Source organism: Paenibacillus sp. A14 (assembly GCF_036864815.1).
Classification (GTDB): Bacteria; Bacillota; Bacilli; order Paenibacillales; family Paenibacillaceae; genus Fontibacillus; species Fontibacillus sanfengchensis.
This window is the reverse complement of record NZ_JBAGJD010000014.1, coordinates 14796-29047: the sequence shown is the minus strand read 5'-3', so window position 1 is coordinate 29047 and position 14252 is coordinate 14796. Positions and strand designations below refer to the sequence as shown.

Here is a 14252-nt window from a genome sequence, read left to right as displayed (position 1 = left end):
ATGGACGTATTGGCTGAAATCAACAGCTTTTACCCTTCTCTTACCAAAGCGGAGCAAAAGGTTGCCCTGCGCGTACTGGAGCATGCGAACGAAGTGCTGTATTCCTCCATCACCGAATTTGCGGAGGCTTCGGGCGTTGGAGAAACTACGGTCATCCGATTTTGCCGAAAAATCAGGTTCAAGGGGTATCAAGAATTCAGGCTGGCTCTCGCCCAAAGCCAAACCTTAAAGAAAATGGAGGAATTTCGGCAAGAGGATCATGAAGTAGATTTCGTGGAGCGGTTGTGCAGCCATGCCGTACGCATTCTCCAGGTAAGTTTGAGCTTGATCGACCGAAATCATTTGGAGCAGGCGATTGATACGCTCGATAAAGCCCGGCTTATCCAGTTTTTTGGCGTCGGCTCCTCAGGGATCACGGCGCTGGACGCCAAGAACCGCTTCCTGCGGATTGGACGGCGGTCGGAAGTGGCCTCGGACAGCCATATCCAGGCGATGAGCGCCGTTCTGCTGGAGAAAGGGGACGTGGCTGTCGGATTCAGCGTCTCGGGCAGTACGAAGGACACCAACGACATTTTGGCGAAAGCGAAAAGCAACGGGGCTGCCGTTATAGCCGTAACGAACTATGCGAAATCGCCGATTACCGGGATTGCGGATATTGTGCTGCTGACCGCGGCGAAGGAGTCTCCGCTGGACGGCGGCTCGATGAGCGCAAAAATATCACAGATGTTCGTCATTGATTTGCTGTGCGAAGGGCTATCCTTAAGGGATTCCGAACGGGCAAAGCGGATGAAGGAGAAGACGGCGCGCGCGGTAATCGATAAGATATACTGACGAGAAATCCCCATCAAAGGAGGACTAGTCTTTGAGCCAAATTAGAGAGGCCGATATTGTCGTGATTGGCGGGGGGCTGGGCGGCTGTATGGCTGCTTTATCCGCCGCAAGTATGGGGCATTCCGTCATCCTGACGGAAGAAACGAATTGGATCGGCGGTCAGTTGACGAGCCAGGCGGTTCCCCCCGACGAGCATCCGTGGATCGAAAGCTTTGGTTGTACTGCGACTTTTCGGACTTTTCGCGAACGGGTCCGGAATTATTACCGCAGCCATTATCCATTGATTGAAAAAGCGCGGAAAGATCCGCTGCTGAATCCCGGAGACGGGTGGGTGAGCCGCTTGTGCCATGAGCCCCGGGTAGCGCTCAGGGTGCTGGAAGACATGCTGGCTCCCTATATCAGCAATCGGAGACTTTCTATTATATACAAAGTCCGCGCGGTAGCTGCCGAGACGGAAGGGAGTACGGTTCGGTCGGTCACGGTCAGCAGTACGGACGGGACGGGGACGTGGCACCTGTACGGCAAATATTTTCTCGATGCTACGGAGTTGGGAGATCTTCTCCCGCTGACGGGGACGGAGTATGTAACCGGAGCGGAGTCGATCGCGGACACGGGCGAACCGCATGCCTTGGAGATAGCCCGGCCCTTCGACGTACAGTCATTCACCCATGTGTTTGCGGTGGATTACATCCCCGGAGGAGACTATACTATTTCCAAGCCAGACGCCTTTGAGTTCTGGCGGGAGTATTCTCCGGGATCGTCGAAGTTGCCCAAGCTCAGCTGGGAGGTCGGCGGCGGGGCGCAGTCCGGGGAGCCGGATCGGTTCGCCTTTTTCCCGGATGATAGCGGGCGGATGCCGTTGTGGACGTATCGGCGAATCATCGATCGGAGCCTTTTTGCGGACGGGTTTTATGAAGGGGATATTTCTTTGATCAACTGGGCGCAGAATGACTACGGCCTGGGTATGATCTTTGAAGTCACCGAAGCGGAAAGGCGCAAGCATTTGGAGGGGGCGCGGCAACTGAGCCTGTCGCTGCTGTATTGGCTTCAGACCGAAGCGCCGCGGCCCGATGGCGGGAAGGGATACCCGGGTCTAAGGCTGAGGGGCGATATTCTCGGCACGGATGACGGGTTGGCCAAGGCTCCATATATCCGGGAGTCCCGGCGCATCAAAGCCAAATATACCATTACGGAGCAGGATGTTAGCAAGGCTCACCGGAAAGACGAAGGCATCAAGCGTTACGAGGACAGCGTCGGAGTGGGAAGCTACCCGCTGGATTTGCACGCGACTACGCAGTCCCGGCGGAGCTTCTATGTTCCGATCTATCCGTATGAGATCCCGATGGGCGCCCTGTTGCCGATACGTATGAATAATCTGCTTCCCGCCTGCAAAAATATCGGCACCACACAAATCACTAACGGCTGTTACCGACTGCATCCTACGGAGTGGAACATCGGGGAAGCGGCCGGATATATGGCGGGCTACGCTCTGAAACACGGGATTACCCCGCATGAATTGCATGCACAACCCGGTCATCTCAGGAGCTTCCAGGCTATTCTCCGTGAGCGAGGAGTGGAAATTCATTGGCCGGATGGTTTCCAAGGGGAGCCTATGTAAAATGTCTATATGATAGGTTTATGTTTAAGCGGAAAAATAGGGTGTTTGCATTGGAAGAGCCAATACAAACACCCTTTAAATTTTGATAAACAATTGCTTGCATTCCTTTCTCCGCTTCTGTATAATAATGAATGTTGTTCTGTGACGTTGCGATGATGTGAGAGGTTACTGACACACCCGGCCCCTTTGCCATGGGAGGGCGGTCAGAAAATTTTCACGGAGTATGTCCGATACTAAATTGGGCGATAGAAGGAGGGACTAAAATGGCAAAGCAAAAAATTCGTATTCGTTTGAAAGCTTACGACCACAGAATTCTTGATCAATCCGCAGAGAAGATCGTTGAAACGGCAAAACGTTCGGGTGCCGGTGTTTCCGGGCCGATTCCGCTGCCGACTGAAAAACAAGTGATTACTATTCTCCGTGCGGTACACAAGTACAAGGATTCCCGGGAACAATTCGAACAACGGACGCACAAACGTCTGATCGACATTGTGAACCCGACTCCACAAACTGTGGATGCCTTGATGCGCTTGGACCTGCCGTCCGGTGTAGATATCGAAATCAAATTGTAATTCCCATTAAGCGGTGAAATAGGAAAGGAAAAGAGGTGTCAACATGAAAGGTATCTTAGGGAAAAAGCTTGGAATGACTCAAGTGTTTACTCCGGAAGGGAATGTTATTCCTGTAACGGTTATTGAGGCTAGCGGAAATGTTGTTTTGCAGAAGAAAGATCTGGAGAATGACGGTTATGAAGCGATTCAAATCGGTTACTCCGATAAAAAGGAATCCAGATCCAACAAGCCTGAAGCAGGTCATGCGAAAAAGGCAAACACAACGCCTAAGCGCTACGTTCGCGAAGTTCGCGGTGTTGATCTGGCAGGATACGAAGTTGGCCAAGAGGTCAAAGTTGATATTTTTGCAGAAGGCGAATTTGTTGACGTAACTGGTATTTCGAAGGGTAAAGGGTTCCAAGGCGTTATCAAACGCTGGGGACAAAGCCGCGGCCCTATGGCTCACGGTTCCCGTTACCATCGTAGACCGGGTTCCATGGGTTCGATTCAAGCGAACCGCGTTCCTAAAGGCAAACGCCTTCCGGGGCACATGGGTAGCGAAACCGTTACGATCCAGAATCTTGAAGTGGTTCGCGTGGATGCTGAACGCAATGTTCTGCTCGTTAAAGGTTCGATCCCAGGTCCTAAAAACAGCTTTGTAAAAATCAAACAAACGGTTAAGAAATAATCGAACGAAGAAAGGAGGAACAACAAATGCCAAAAGTAGCACTTTTTAATGTCAGTGGTAGCCAGGTGGGCGAAGTGGAACTGAATGACGCGGTATTCGGTATCGAGCCGAACGTTCATGTTCTTCATGACGCGGTAGTTATGCAGCGTGCTTCCCTGCGTGCGGGTACCCATAAAGTAAAAGGACGTTCTGAAGTTCGTGGCGGCGGCCGTAAGCCTTGGAAACAAAAAGGTACGGGTCGTGCTCGTCAAGGCTCCATCCGTTCTCCGCAATGGGTAGGCGGCGGTACGGTATTCGGACCGACTCCGCGCAGTTATTCTTTTAAATTGCCGAAGAAAGTACGTCGTTTGGCGATCAAATCGGCTCTTTCCTCGAAAGTGATCGATCAGGATATCATCGTACTTGATGCTTTGAGCCTGAGCGCTCCTAAGACCAAAGAGTTCGCAGCGATTCTGAACAACCTGAAAGTGGATCGTAAAGCTCTCGTTGTGGCACCCGCTTACGACGACAATGTGGCGCTTTCCGCTCGCAATATTCCAGGCGTGAAGTTCGTAGCAGCTGACGGCATTAATGTTCTTGACGTGCTGACGCACGACAAACTGATCATTACGAAAGAAGCAGTTCAGAAGGTAGAGGAGGTGCTCGCGTAATGAAAGATCCTCGTGATATTATCAAGCGTCCGGTGATTACGGAACGTACGGCTGGATACATGGAAGACCTGAAATATGTGTTTGAAGTGGATATTCGGGCCAACAAAACCGAAATCAAGAAAGCTGTTGAGGCGATCTTTAATGTAAAAGTGAGCAATGTGAATACCCTGCGTGTTCCTGCCAAGCCGAAACGTTACGGACGTCACTTCGGATATACTCCGGAATGGAAGAAAGCGTTCGTTACTTTGGCGGAAGGCAGCAAGCCGCTTGAGTTTTTTGAATCGGTATAAAAATCGTCTAAAGTAAGGAGGGAAATCTAGTGCCTATCAAAAAGTATAAACCGACATCTCCGGCAAGACGCGCGATGAGCGTGTCGACGTTCGAAGAAATCACTACGGATAAACCGGAAAAATCGTTGCTGGCTCCGCTGAGCAAAACGGCCGGCCGCAACAACCAAGGTAAAATTACGGTTCGTCACCATGGCGGCGGACATAAGCGTAAATACCGCATCATCGACTTCAAACGGAATAAGGATGGAATTCCAGGCCGCGTTGCTACGATCGAGTATGACCCGAACCGGACTTCCAACATTGCCTTGATCCACTATGCCGACGGTGAGAAACGCTACATTCTGGCTCCTAAAGGCCTGAAAGTGGGCGACGTGATCGAATCCGGCGTAGGTTCCGATATCAAAATCGGTAACGCCATGCCGCTCGAGAACATCCCGGTAGGTACCGTTATCCACAACATTGAGCTGAAGCCTGGTAAAGGCGGACAACTCGTTCGCGCAGCCGGTACCGAAGCGCAATTGCTGGGTAAAGAAGAGAAGTATGTAACGATCCGCCTGTCCTCTGGCGAAGTTCGTAAGGTTCTGAAGGTTTGCCGCGCTACAATCGGCGCTGTAGGCAACGGAGACCACGAGCTTGTGAAGATCGGTAAAGCGGGCCGCAGCCGCTGGCTGGGACAACGTCCTGAAGTGCGCGGTGTCGTCATGAACCCGAACGATCACCCTCACGGTGGTGGTGAAGGTCGCGCTCCGATCGGTCGTAAATCGCCATTGTCTCCTTGGGGCAAACCGACCCTGGGTTACAAGACGCGTAAGAAAGGCAAAGCTTCTGATAAATATATCGTTCGCCGCCGCACGAAGTAATCCGCGTTTAGCGGATCACTTCACGGTCGTGGATGTCATAAGGAAACAAGCAGCGTAACGAAGGGAGGATAAACAAATGAGTCGCAGTCTGAAAAAAGGTCCATTTATCGATGGCTACCTTCTCAAGAAAGTGGAAGAAGTGAACGCTTCGAACAAGAAAATCGTGATCAAAACTTGGTCCCGTCGTTCCACAATCTTCCCGCAATTCATTGGCCACACGTTCGGTGTATACGACGGCCGCAAGCATGTTCCGGTTTATGTAACCGAGGATATGGTGGGACACAAATTGGGCGAATTCGCTCCAACCCGTACCTATAAAGGTCATACGGACGACGATAAGAAAACGAGACGTTAATCATAAGTTCTTCGTTTGAGAGGAGGTAACACACATGGAAGCTAAAGCACATGCAAGGTCTATCCGTATTGCCCCACGGAAAGCTCAACTGGTGGTTGACTTGATCCGCGGCAAGCAAGTTGGCGATGCAATCGCGATTCTCCGCCATACGCCAAAGGCGGCTTCCCCGATTGTGGAGAAGCTTTTGAACTCGGCGATCGCCAATGCTGAACACAACTATTCTATGGATGTAAATAAATTGGTCATTACGCAAGCTTACGTAAACCAAGGTCCGACGATGAAACGTTTCCGTCCTCGCGCTATGGGACGTGCAAGCCGGATCAACAAACGCACCAGCCACATTACTTTGGTGGTATCCGAAAAATAAGGAGGGAAAACGTGTGGGCCAAAAGGTAAATCCGGTCGGACTACGAGTAGGGATTATCCGTGATTGGGAATCCAAATGGTACGCAGGCAAAGATTTCGGCGATCTTTTGCTGGAAGACGTAAAAATTCGTGAATACCTGAAAAACAAACTGAAAGACTCCGCTGTATCTCGCATCGAAATCGAGAGAGCGGCTAATCGCGTGAACGTAACGATCCACACTGCGAAACCAGGTATGGTTATCGGTAAAGGTGGTTCGGAGGTTGAAAACCTGCGGGGCGAAATTACCAAAATCGCAGGCGGCAAAAAAGTTCACATCAACATCTCTGAAATCAAACACCCTGATCTTGACGCGATTCTTGTCGCAGAAAGCATTGCACAACAACTGGAACGTCGCGTTTCTTTCCGTCGTGCACTGAAACAAGCGATTCAAAGAACGATGCGTTCGGGAGCGAAAGGGATTAAAACAGCAGTTAGCGGCCGTCTTGGCGGTGCTGAAATTGCTCGTTCGGAAGGCTACAGTGAAGGAACTGTTCCACTTCATACGCTCCGCGCCGACATCGATTACGGTACGGCAGAAGCGCATACGACTTATGGCCGCATCGGCGTAAAAGTATGGATCTATCGTGGAGAGGTTCTTCCTACGGCTAAGAAACAACAAGCTGCTCAGGAAGGAGGCAACTAATCATGTTGGTACCAAAACGTGTAAAACACCGCAAGCAACAACGCGGTAATATGAGAGGCCAAGCGAAAGGCGGCACTGAATTGAACTTCGGTGAATACGGCCTGCAGGCTCTGGAGCCGACTTGGATCACGAACCGCCAAATCGAGGCAGCGCGTATTGCAATGACGCGTTACATCAAGCGTGGCGGTAAAGTATGGATCAAGATTTTCCCTGACAAACCGATTACTCAAAAGCCTCTTGAAGTCCGGATGGGTAGCGGTAAAGGTAACGTAGAAAAATGGGTCGCAGTTGTGAAGCCTGGCAAAATCATGTTTGAGCTTGCCGGTGTTTCTGAGGAGATCGCGCGTGAAGCTATGCGTCTCGCCGCCCACAAACTGCCGATCAAAACGAAGTTTGTGAAACGTGAAGAATTGGGTGGTGAAGCAAATGAAAGCTAATGAACTTCGCAACTTAACCACTGCTGAAATCGAACAAAAAGTCGCGGGTTTTAAAGAAGAACTCTTTAACCTCCGTTTTCAATTGGCTACGGGCCAGCTCGACAACCCGACTCGGATTCGTGACGTGCGTAAGGAAATAGCTCGTGCTAAAACCGTATTACGTGAAAGAGAACTCGGGATCACCAGTTAAGAACGCGCAAAGCGTATGCGAAGCGCCTAAGTCCAGGAAGGAGGCTAACCATGAGCGAAGAACGTAATAGCCGTAAAGTGCAAATTGGTAAAGTCGTCAGCGACAAAATGGATAAAACCATCGTTGTGGCTGTGGAAACTTACAAGAAGCATGACTTGTACCACAAGCGCATTAAATACACGAAGAAATTTAAAGCGCATGATGAAAATAACACTGCGAAAATCGGTGACACTGTTAAAATCGCTGAGACTCGTCCGTTGTCGAAAGACAAACGCTGGAGACTGGTCGAAGTTGTCGAAAAAGCGGTTATTATCTAATAGCAGGATAGCTTAGACCGAAAGGAGGACATATCCATGATTCAACCATTTACACGTTTGCAAGTTGCGGATAACTCCGGCGCGAAGGAATTGATGTGTATCCGTGTTCTGGGCGGTACCGGTCGTCGCACGGCGCAAATCGGCGATCTGATCGTTTGTTCTGTAAAACAAGCAACACCAGGCGGCGTTGTCAAAAAGGGTGACGTTGTCAGAGCGGTTGTTGTTCGTACGAAACGTTCCGTACGCCGTAAAGACGGTTCCTACATCGCTTTCGACGAAAACGCAGCGGTTGTAGTTAAGGAAGACAAGAGCCCGCGCGGTACTCGTATTTTCGGACCGGTCGCTCGCGAACTTCGCGACAGAGACTTCATGAAAATCGTTTCCTTGGCTCCGGAAGTCATCTAATGAACACCCCAAAAAGTGAAGCTTCCGGCTGGGAGCTGACTCCGAATACTTTTCGGGGACCCCGATTAACAGGAGGTGTAAAGAATGCCTAGATTGAAAAAAGTTCTGGAATCCCATAACAATAAACTGCACGTGAAGAAGGACGATACGGTCATCGTGATCTCCGGTAAGGACAAAGGTAAGAAAGGCCGCGTTATCGCCGCTTACCCTCGTGAAAACCGCGTGTTGGTGGAAGGCGTGAACATGGTGAAGAAGCACCAAAAGCCGAACCAACTGAACCCGCAAGGCGGCATTATCGAGAAAGAAGCTCCAATTCACGTATCGAACGTAATGCACGTTGATCCGAAGAGCGGAAAAGTAACCCGTATCGGTTACAAAGTATTGGACAACGGCACAAAGGTTCGCGTTGCGAAGAGATCCGGAGAAGTAATCGACTAATCCACGAATGTTAAGAAAGGAGGTCCATGATTCATGGCAGCAAGATTGAAAGAACGCTTTTTGAACGAAGTGACACCTGCTTTGATTCAAAAATTCAACTATACAACGGTTATGCAAGTGCCTAAAATCGAGAAGGTCGTTATCAACATGGGTGTGGGTGACGCTGTAGCCAACTCGAAGGTACTCGATTCTGCGGTGAACGACATGCAGCTGATCGCTGGCCAAAAACCGGTTATCACTCGCGCTAAGAAGTCGATCGCAGGCTTCAAACTCCGTGAGAACATGCCGATCGGTGTGAAGGTAACCCTTCGCGGCGAGCGCATGTACTATTTCCTCGACAAGCTGTTTAACGTTACGCTTCCGCGTGTCCGTGACTTCCACGGGGTATCGACGAAAGCGTTCGACGGACGCGGTAACTATACGCTCGGTCTCAAGGAACAACTGATCTTCCCTGAAATCGAGTACGATAAAGTTGATAAGGTGCGCGGTATGGACATCGTTATCGTGACGACGGCGAAAACCGACGAAGAGTCCCGCGAACTGTTGGCCGGACTCGGAATGCCTTTTGCGAAGTAAGCAATGTTTCTATTCTCCGAAACTATCTAGGAGGTGTCAGGCTAAGTGGCAAAAACTTCGATGAAAGTTAAACAGCAACGCACACCGAAATTCAAAGTACGGGCTTACACCCGTTGCGAGCGTTGCGGTCGTCCACATTCGGTATTGCAAAAGTACAAAATTTGCAGAATTTGTTTCCGTGAATTAGCTTATAAAGGCCAGATTCCTGGCGTGAAAAAAGCAAGCTGGTAATCCATCAACAACGGGAAGGAGGTTTACACGTATGACTATGTCAGATCCAATTGCAGATATGCTTACTCGTATTCGTAACGCGAACACGGTTCGCCACGAAACGGTAGAACTGCCTGCGTCCTCGATCAAGAAACAAATCGCTGAAATCCTGAAGCGTGAAGGTTTCATCCGTGACGCAGAATATATCGAAGATAACAAACAAGGGCTCATTCGTATTTTCTTGAAATACGGCCCGAACAACGAACGCGTCATCTCCGGACTTAAGAGAATCAGTAAGCCAGGCCTTCGCGTTTACACGAAGAGCAACGAAGTTCCTCGTGTTCTCGGCGGACTGGGTATCGCGATTATCTCCACTTCCAAGGGAGTCATGACCGACAAAGAAGCTCGTCAGGCTAAAGCCGGCGGCGAAGTTGTCTGCTACGTTTGGTAATTAACGTCACAAAATAAGGAGGTGCAGCAAATGTCTCGTATTGGTCGCAAACCAATTACAGTACCAAGTGGTGTGGATGTCACACTTGATAATAGCGTCATTACGGTAAAAGGACCGAAAGGTACTTTGAGCCGTGAACTTCATAAGGACATCAAGGTTTCGGTTCAAGATAACCAAATCCTCGTTGAACGTCCTTCTGACAACAAATTGCATCGTTCCCTGCACGGCACGACCCGCAGTGTAGTGAGCAACATGGTGAGCGGAGTAACCGAAGGTTTCTCCAAATCCCTCGAGCTGGTTGGTGTCGGTTACCGCGCAAGCAAATCCGGCGAGAAACTGGTGCTTAATGTAGGGTACTCCCATCCGGTTGAAATCACTCCGGAATCGGGCATCGCATTCGAAGTTCCTTCGAATACGAAGATCGTCGTGAGTGGAATCAACAAAGAGCGCGTAGGCGAATATGCTGCAAAAATTCGCTCCGTGCGCGAGCCTGAGCCATACAAAGGCAAAGGGATTAAGTACGAAGGCGAACGCATCATTCGTAAGGAAGGTAAAGCCGGTAAGAAGAAATAAACCTCTTCTTAGCGGACCCATCCTTTTGGCGTCTTGATTGGAACTGCTTGTGAAGGTAAACCGAAGGGAGTGAAATGGAAGTCATGATTACAAAAGGCGATAAGAATAAAGCCCGTCTGAAAAGACATTTGCGTGTACGGAAAAAAATCCAAGGAACGGCTGAACGTCCAAGACTTAACGTATACCGTTCTTCCAAACATATCTACGCTCAACTGATCGATGATGTAGCAGGTGTGACTATCGTATCCGCTTCGACGATCGATAAAGAACTGAGCAGCGAAATCGGCAACGGTGGTAACGTAGAATCCGCTCGCAAGGTAGGCGAATTGATCGCAAAACGCGCTCAAGGCAAAGGCGTTAAAGGCGTAGTATTCGACCGCGGGGGATATCTGTACCATGGACGGATTCAGGCACTGGCTGACGCAGCCCGTGAAGCAGGCCTGGAATTCTAAAATAATTTAAAAGGAGGTTAACGACTTGCGTGTAGATCCGAACACTTTAGAACTGACTGAAAGAGTTGTAAACATTAACCGCGTAGCTAAAGTAGTTAAAGGCGGACGCCGTTTTAGCTTCAGCGCGCTCGTGGTTGTCGGTGACGGCAATGGCTGGGTTGGCGCCGGTATCGGTAAAGCAGGCGAAGTTCCTGATGCGATCCGCAAAGGAATTGAAGATGCTAAGAAAAATCTTGTGCATGTTCCACTCGTAGGAACGTCGATCCCTCACCAAGTAGTTGGTCATTTCGGTGCTGGCCGTGTGCTTCTGAAACCGGCATCCGAAGGTACCGGGGTTATCGCTGGCGGTCCTGTTCGTGCGGTCCTCGAACTGGCAGGCGTTGGCGACATTTTGACAAAATCTTTAGGTTCTTCGAATTCCATCAACATGGTCAACGCGACTCTGGAGGGCTTGTCCCGCCTGAAACGTGCTGAGGATGTTGCGAAATTACGCGGTAAATCCGTCGAAGAACTTCTCGGTTAAGGAGGGAATCTCATGGCTAAACTGCAAATTACCCTCGTGCGTAGTTTGATCGGTCGTCCGGAGAACCAACGTACTACCGTGAAAACTTTGGGACTTCGCAAAATTAACCAATCCGTGGTTCACAACGACAATCCAGCCATCCGTGGCATGGTGAATCAAGTAAGCCACCTGGTTTCGGTTCAAGAAATCGCGGAATAATTCCCAGCACAAGCTGCGAAACATCGCTTTGAGTCGATCAAGATAATCCGTCTATCGGATTATCGAGATGCTCAAATGCCAACAATAAATAAGGAGGTGCAACGAACGATGAAGTTACATGAGCTCTCCCCAGCTCCAGGATCCCGCCAAGAGCGTAAGCGTGTGGGCCGCGGTACTGGTAGCGGTATGGGTAAAACATCTACGCGTGGTCACAAAGGTCAAAACGCTCGTTCCGGCGGTGGTGTGCGTCCGGGCTTCGAAGGCGGTCAAAACCCGCTGTATCGTCGCTTGCCAAAACGCGGATTTACAAATCCAACGCGGAAAGAGTACGCGATCGTGAACATCGAGGAACTGAACAGCTTTGCAGCGGGTACGGAAGTAACTCCTGAACTGTTGTTTGAACAAGGAATCGTGAAGAACGCGAAAAGCGGAATCAAGGTTCTGGGTAACGGCGAAGTTACTGTCAAACTGACAGTTAAAGCGAATAAGTTCTCTCAATCTGCGGTAGAGAAAATCGAGGCTGCCGGCGGTAAAACCGAGGTGATCTAATGTTTAAAACCATGAAGAACATTTGGCACGTTCAGGACCTGCGCAACCGCATTCTCTTCACCCTGTTCATTTTCATTATTTACCGGATCGGTTCCTTCGTTCCGGTTCCGGGCGTTAATACCTCGGTATTTGAGAACACGAACAGTGCGGGGAGCGAATTGTTCGGGCTCTTGAACACTTTCTCGGGCGGCGCTCTCCACAACTTCTCGATTTTTGCCCTCGGGATTATGCCGTACATCACGGCGTCCATTATTGTTCAACTGCTCTCCATGGACGTTATTCCGAAATTTGCGGAATGGGCGAAACAGGGAGAACACGGCAAGAAGAAAATGGCCCAGGTTACCCGTTACGGTACGGTTATCCTGGCGATCATCCAAGCCTTCGCGACATCGATCGGTTTTAACCGGATGTATAACGTCGAAATGGTTCCTAACGCCACCTTCGCCGACTACCTGGTCATTGCCATCGTGTTGACGGCTGGTACGTCGTTCCTGATGTGGCTAGGTGAGCAGATCACCGAGAAGGGGATCGGTAACGGGATCTCGCTGATTATCTTTGCGGGTATCGTTGCGGCAATTCCAACCCATATTCAGTCGATTGCCCAATCGGAGTTTATCGTGGAAGGCCAAACCTTCATGAACGTAGTGAAGTCGATCGCGATCGTGCTTGTTTGCGTGTTGATCGTGATTGGGGTTATCTACATCCAACAGGCGATCCGGAAAATTCCTGTTCAATATGCCAAACGGGTGGTAGGTAACAAAATGTACGGTGGCCAGAATACTCACATTCCGCTGAAGATTAACGCCGCGGGCGTGATTCCGGTTATCTTTGCGGTATCGCTCCTCCAGTTCCCTGTAGTGATCGCCAGCTTCTGGTCGACGCATGCCTGGGCTCGCTGGATTAGCAGCAACCTGTCCCACGACCGTCCACTTGGCATGGTGCTTTATGTGGTTATGATCATCGGCTTTACGTTCTTCTATACATTCGTACAGATGAATCCGCAGCAGATGGCAGATAACATGAAGAAAAACGGGGGATACATTCCGGGGATTCGTCCGGGGAAAACAACCGCCACTTACCTCACTCGGGTGCTTACCCGTTTGACAATGACGGGAGCGATCTTCCTCGCGCTGATTTCGATTCTTCCGGTAGGCCTTGGCGCTTTGGCTAGTTTGCCGCGTACCGTTCAAATTGGCGGTACCTCGATTCTGATCGTGATCGGCGTTGCGCTGGATACGATGAAGACGATCGAAAGTCAATTGATCAAACGCCACTATAAAGGTTTTATCAATAAGTAAGCGATAGGTTCCAGGGACGAGCTCGAAAGGCTGAACTCACCTGGCGCCTATTGTTCTGTTTTTGCAGTTCAGTGAGTCTTGGAGGGAGTGATAGACATGAACATTCTATTCATGGGACCTCCTGGAGCAGGAAAAGGAACACAAGCAGAGGTCATCGTCAACGAATTCGGCATTCCTCACATCTCCACCGGTGATGCGTTTCGCCTTGCGATCAAACAGCAAACCCCTGTAGGGATCAAGGCGAAGGAATACATGGATCAAGGGCTTCTGGTGCCTGATGATGTTACGGTCGGTATCGTTCGCGAGCGTCTTCAGCAGTCCGATTGCGAAAAAGGTTTCTTATTGGACGGATTTCCAAGAACCCTTTCGCAAGCGGAAGCGCTGGAAGAGTTGCTTAGCGGATTAGGTAGAGAACTGGATCATGTCATCAACTTGAAGGTGGACCGGAATAAACTGCTGGCGCGTCTTACGGGACGACGCATTTGCAAATCATGCGGATCCACTTATCATGTGATCTTTAATCCTCCTGTTCAGGAAGGTGTTTGTGATAAGTGCGGCGGCGAGCTGTACCAGCGCTCCGACGATAACGAAGAGAGCGTGGGAACTCGACTCGACGAGTATATCAACAAAACGGCACCTCTCCTCACGTTCTATGAAGATAAGGGCCTGCTGCGTCAAGTAGATGGTGAACAGGAAATCGGAACGGTTTCGAAAGAAATCGTATCTATACTGCGAGGTTAGGT

The 14252-nt window shown here is 50.1% G+C and carries 25 protein-coding genes; all 25 read left to right on the top strand.

What is annotated here, in order from left to right; genetic code table 11:
- Positions 1-831 (top strand): MurR/RpiR family transcriptional regulator, encoded by an 831-nt coding sequence (locus V4U88_RS23845; protein ID WP_334075707.1) that lies wholly within the window; start codon positions 1-3, stop codon positions 829-831.
- Between the two features lie 31 nt (positions 832-862).
- On the top strand, positions 863-2449 hold the full coding sequence (locus V4U88_RS23840) for an FAD-dependent oxidoreductase (protein ID WP_334075706.1): 1587 nt from the start codon (positions 863-865) through the stop codon (positions 2447-2449).
- Positions 2450-2712: 263 nt separating this feature from the next.
- Positions 2713-3021: a 30S ribosomal protein S10 gene (rpsJ, locus tag V4U88_RS23835; RefSeq protein WP_009226637.1), complete on the top strand. Its 309-nt coding sequence runs from the start codon at positions 2713-2715 to the stop codon at positions 3019-3021.
- Positions 3022-3064: 43 nt separating this feature from the next.
- Positions 3065-3688: a 50S ribosomal protein L3 gene (gene rplC / locus V4U88_RS23830; protein ID WP_334075705.1), complete on the top strand. Its 624-nt coding sequence runs from the start codon at positions 3065-3067 to the stop codon at positions 3686-3688.
- A gap of 26 nt (positions 3689-3714) precedes the next feature.
- A complete protein-coding gene (gene rplD, locus V4U88_RS23825; RefSeq protein WP_334075704.1) occupies positions 3715-4338 on the top strand; it encodes a 50S ribosomal protein L4 in 624 nt (207 codons plus the stop codon).
- Positions 4338-4628, top strand: coding sequence for a 50S ribosomal protein L23 (gene rplW, locus V4U88_RS23820; protein ID WP_213509089.1), 291 nt, complete (start codon positions 4338-4340; stop codon positions 4626-4628). Before rplD ends, rplW begins: the two co-directional genes overlap by 1 nt.
- Positions 4629-4657: 29 nt before the next feature.
- Positions 4658-5488, top strand: a complete 831-nt coding sequence (gene rplB, locus V4U88_RS23815; RefSeq protein ID WP_334075703.1) for a 50S ribosomal protein L2 — start codon at positions 4658-4660, stop codon at positions 5486-5488.
- Between the two features lie 76 nt (positions 5489-5564).
- Entirely contained in the window at positions 5565-5843 is a 279-nt protein-coding gene (gene rpsS / locus V4U88_RS23810) for a 30S ribosomal protein S19 (RefSeq protein ID WP_334075702.1), read from the top strand.
- Positions 5844-5877: 34 nt separating this feature from the next.
- Positions 5878-6210 carry a 50S ribosomal protein L22 gene (gene rplV / locus V4U88_RS23805; protein WP_009226643.1) on the top strand — a complete coding sequence of 111 codons (333 nt, stop codon included), beginning with the start codon at positions 5878-5880 and terminating at the stop codon, positions 6208-6210.
- A gap of 13 nt (positions 6211-6223) precedes the next feature.
- The gene (gene rpsC, locus V4U88_RS23800; RefSeq protein WP_334075701.1) at positions 6224-6892 is read left to right on the top strand and encodes a 30S ribosomal protein S3; all 669 of its coding nucleotides are present in this window, start codon (positions 6224-6226) and stop codon (positions 6890-6892) included.
- Between the two features lie 2 nt (positions 6893-6894).
- Positions 6895-7329, top strand: a complete 435-nt coding sequence (gene rplP, locus V4U88_RS23795; protein ID WP_059040326.1) for a 50S ribosomal protein L16 — start codon at positions 6895-6897, stop codon at positions 7327-7329.
- Positions 7319-7519, top strand: a complete 201-nt coding sequence (gene rpmC / locus V4U88_RS23790; protein ID WP_148458035.1) for a 50S ribosomal protein L29 — start codon at positions 7319-7321, stop codon at positions 7517-7519. Before rplP ends, rpmC begins: the two co-directional genes overlap by 11 nt.
- A gap of 50 nt (positions 7520-7569) precedes the next feature.
- On the top strand, positions 7570-7836 hold the full coding sequence (gene rpsQ / locus V4U88_RS23785) for a 30S ribosomal protein S17 (RefSeq protein WP_148458036.1): 267 nt from the start codon (positions 7570-7572) through the stop codon (positions 7834-7836).
- 36 nt (positions 7837-7872) lie between these two features.
- Positions 7873-8241 carry a 50S ribosomal protein L14 gene (rplN, locus tag V4U88_RS23780; protein ID WP_148458037.1) on the top strand — a complete coding sequence of 123 codons (369 nt, stop codon included), beginning with the start codon at positions 7873-7875 and terminating at the stop codon, positions 8239-8241.
- Between the two features lie 84 nt (positions 8242-8325).
- Positions 8326-8679 (top strand): 50S ribosomal protein L24, encoded by a 354-nt coding sequence (gene rplX / locus V4U88_RS23775; protein ID WP_334075700.1) that lies wholly within the window; start codon positions 8326-8328, stop codon positions 8677-8679.
- A 33-nt stretch (positions 8680-8712) separates the two neighbouring features.
- A complete protein-coding gene (gene rplE / locus V4U88_RS23770; RefSeq protein WP_148458038.1) occupies positions 8713-9255 on the top strand; it encodes a 50S ribosomal protein L5 in 543 nt (180 codons plus the stop codon).
- 45 nt (positions 9256-9300) lie between these two features.
- A complete protein-coding gene (locus V4U88_RS23765) occupies positions 9301-9486 on the top strand; it encodes a type Z 30S ribosomal protein S14 (RefSeq protein WP_009226651.1) in 186 nt (61 codons plus the stop codon).
- A gap of 31 nt (positions 9487-9517) precedes the next feature.
- The gene (gene rpsH / locus V4U88_RS23760) at positions 9518-9916 is read left to right on the top strand and encodes a 30S ribosomal protein S8 (RefSeq protein WP_148458039.1); all 399 of its coding nucleotides are present in this window, start codon (positions 9518-9520) and stop codon (positions 9914-9916) included.
- A gap of 30 nt (positions 9917-9946) precedes the next feature.
- Positions 9947-10489: a 50S ribosomal protein L6 gene (gene rplF, locus V4U88_RS23755; protein ID WP_334075699.1), complete on the top strand. Its 543-nt coding sequence runs from the start codon at positions 9947-9949 to the stop codon at positions 10487-10489.
- Positions 10490-10572: 83 nt separating this feature from the next.
- A complete protein-coding gene (rplR, locus tag V4U88_RS23750) occupies positions 10573-10941 on the top strand; it encodes a 50S ribosomal protein L18 (RefSeq protein ID WP_334075698.1) in 369 nt (122 codons plus the stop codon).
- 25 nt (positions 10942-10966) lie between these two features.
- A complete protein-coding gene (gene rpsE / locus V4U88_RS23745) occupies positions 10967-11464 on the top strand; it encodes a 30S ribosomal protein S5 (protein WP_018753978.1) in 498 nt (165 codons plus the stop codon).
- A 12-nt stretch (positions 11465-11476) separates the two neighbouring features.
- Positions 11477-11662: a 50S ribosomal protein L30 gene (gene rpmD, locus V4U88_RS23740; RefSeq protein ID WP_148458042.1), complete on the top strand. Its 186-nt coding sequence runs from the start codon at positions 11477-11479 to the stop codon at positions 11660-11662.
- Positions 11663-11770: 108 nt separating this feature from the next.
- Positions 11771-12211, top strand: a complete 441-nt coding sequence (gene rplO / locus V4U88_RS23735; protein ID WP_148458043.1) for a 50S ribosomal protein L15 — start codon at positions 11771-11773, stop codon at positions 12209-12211.
- Positions 12211-13509, top strand: coding sequence for a preprotein translocase subunit SecY (gene secY / locus V4U88_RS23730; protein WP_334075697.1), 1299 nt, complete (start codon positions 12211-12213; stop codon positions 13507-13509). The genes rplO and secY overlap by 1 nt, the downstream gene beginning before the upstream one ends.
- A 96-nt stretch (positions 13510-13605) precedes the next feature.
- A complete protein-coding gene (locus V4U88_RS23725) occupies positions 13606-14250 on the top strand; it encodes an adenylate kinase (protein ID WP_334075696.1) in 645 nt (214 codons plus the stop codon).
- Positions 14251-14252 lie beyond the last annotated feature (2 nt).

Excerpts from the sequence above, each read along its gene's own strand:
- V4U88_RS23845 (WP_334075707.1), top strand. The coding sequence starts at position 1 with ATGGACGTATTGGCTGAAATCAACAGCTTTTACCCTTCTCTTACCAAA.
- rpsJ (WP_009226637.1), top strand. The coding sequence starts at position 2,713 with ATGGCAAAGCAAAAAATTCGTATTCGTTTGAAAGCTTACGACCACAGA.
- rplC (WP_334075705.1), top strand. The coding sequence starts at position 3,065 with ATGAAAGGTATCTTAGGGAAAAAGCTTGGAATGACTCAAGTGTTTACT.
- rplD (WP_334075704.1), top strand. The coding sequence starts at position 3,715 with ATGCCAAAAGTAGCACTTTTTAATGTCAGTGGTAGCCAGGTGGGCGAA.
- rplW (WP_213509089.1), top strand. The coding sequence starts at position 4,338 with ATGAAAGATCCTCGTGATATTATCAAGCGTCCGGTGATTACGGAACGT.
- rpsS (WP_334075702.1), top strand. The coding sequence starts at position 5,565 with ATGAGTCGCAGTCTGAAAAAAGGTCCATTTATCGATGGCTACCTTCTC.
- rplV (WP_009226643.1), top strand. The coding sequence starts at position 5,878 with ATGGAAGCTAAAGCACATGCAAGGTCTATCCGTATTGCCCCACGGAAA.
- rplP (WP_059040326.1), top strand. The coding sequence starts at position 6,895 with ATGTTGGTACCAAAACGTGTAAAACACCGCAAGCAACAACGCGGTAAT.
- rpmC (WP_148458035.1), top strand. The coding sequence starts at position 7,319 with ATGAAAGCTAATGAACTTCGCAACTTAACCACTGCTGAAATCGAACAA.
- rpsQ (WP_148458036.1), top strand. The coding sequence starts at position 7,570 with ATGAGCGAAGAACGTAATAGCCGTAAAGTGCAAATTGGTAAAGTCGTC.
- rplN (WP_148458037.1), top strand. The coding sequence starts at position 7,873 with ATGATTCAACCATTTACACGTTTGCAAGTTGCGGATAACTCCGGCGCG.
- rplX (WP_334075700.1), top strand. The coding sequence starts at position 8,326 with ATGCCTAGATTGAAAAAAGTTCTGGAATCCCATAACAATAAACTGCAC.
- rplE (WP_148458038.1), top strand. The coding sequence starts at position 8,713 with ATGGCAGCAAGATTGAAAGAACGCTTTTTGAACGAAGTGACACCTGCT.
- rpsH (WP_148458039.1), top strand. The coding sequence starts at position 9,518 with ATGACTATGTCAGATCCAATTGCAGATATGCTTACTCGTATTCGTAAC.
- rplF (WP_334075699.1), top strand. The coding sequence starts at position 9,947 with ATGTCTCGTATTGGTCGCAAACCAATTACAGTACCAAGTGGTGTGGAT.
- rplR (WP_334075698.1), top strand. The coding sequence starts at position 10,573 with ATGATTACAAAAGGCGATAAGAATAAAGCCCGTCTGAAAAGACATTTG.
- rpmD (WP_148458042.1), top strand. The coding sequence starts at position 11,477 with ATGGCTAAACTGCAAATTACCCTCGTGCGTAGTTTGATCGGTCGTCCG.
- rplO (WP_148458043.1), top strand. The coding sequence starts at position 11,771 with ATGAAGTTACATGAGCTCTCCCCAGCTCCAGGATCCCGCCAAGAGCGT.
- secY (WP_334075697.1), top strand. The coding sequence starts at position 12,211 with ATGTTTAAAACCATGAAGAACATTTGGCACGTTCAGGACCTGCGCAAC.
- V4U88_RS23725 (WP_334075696.1), top strand. The coding sequence starts at position 13,606 with ATGAACATTCTATTCATGGGACCTCCTGGAGCAGGAAAAGGAACACAA.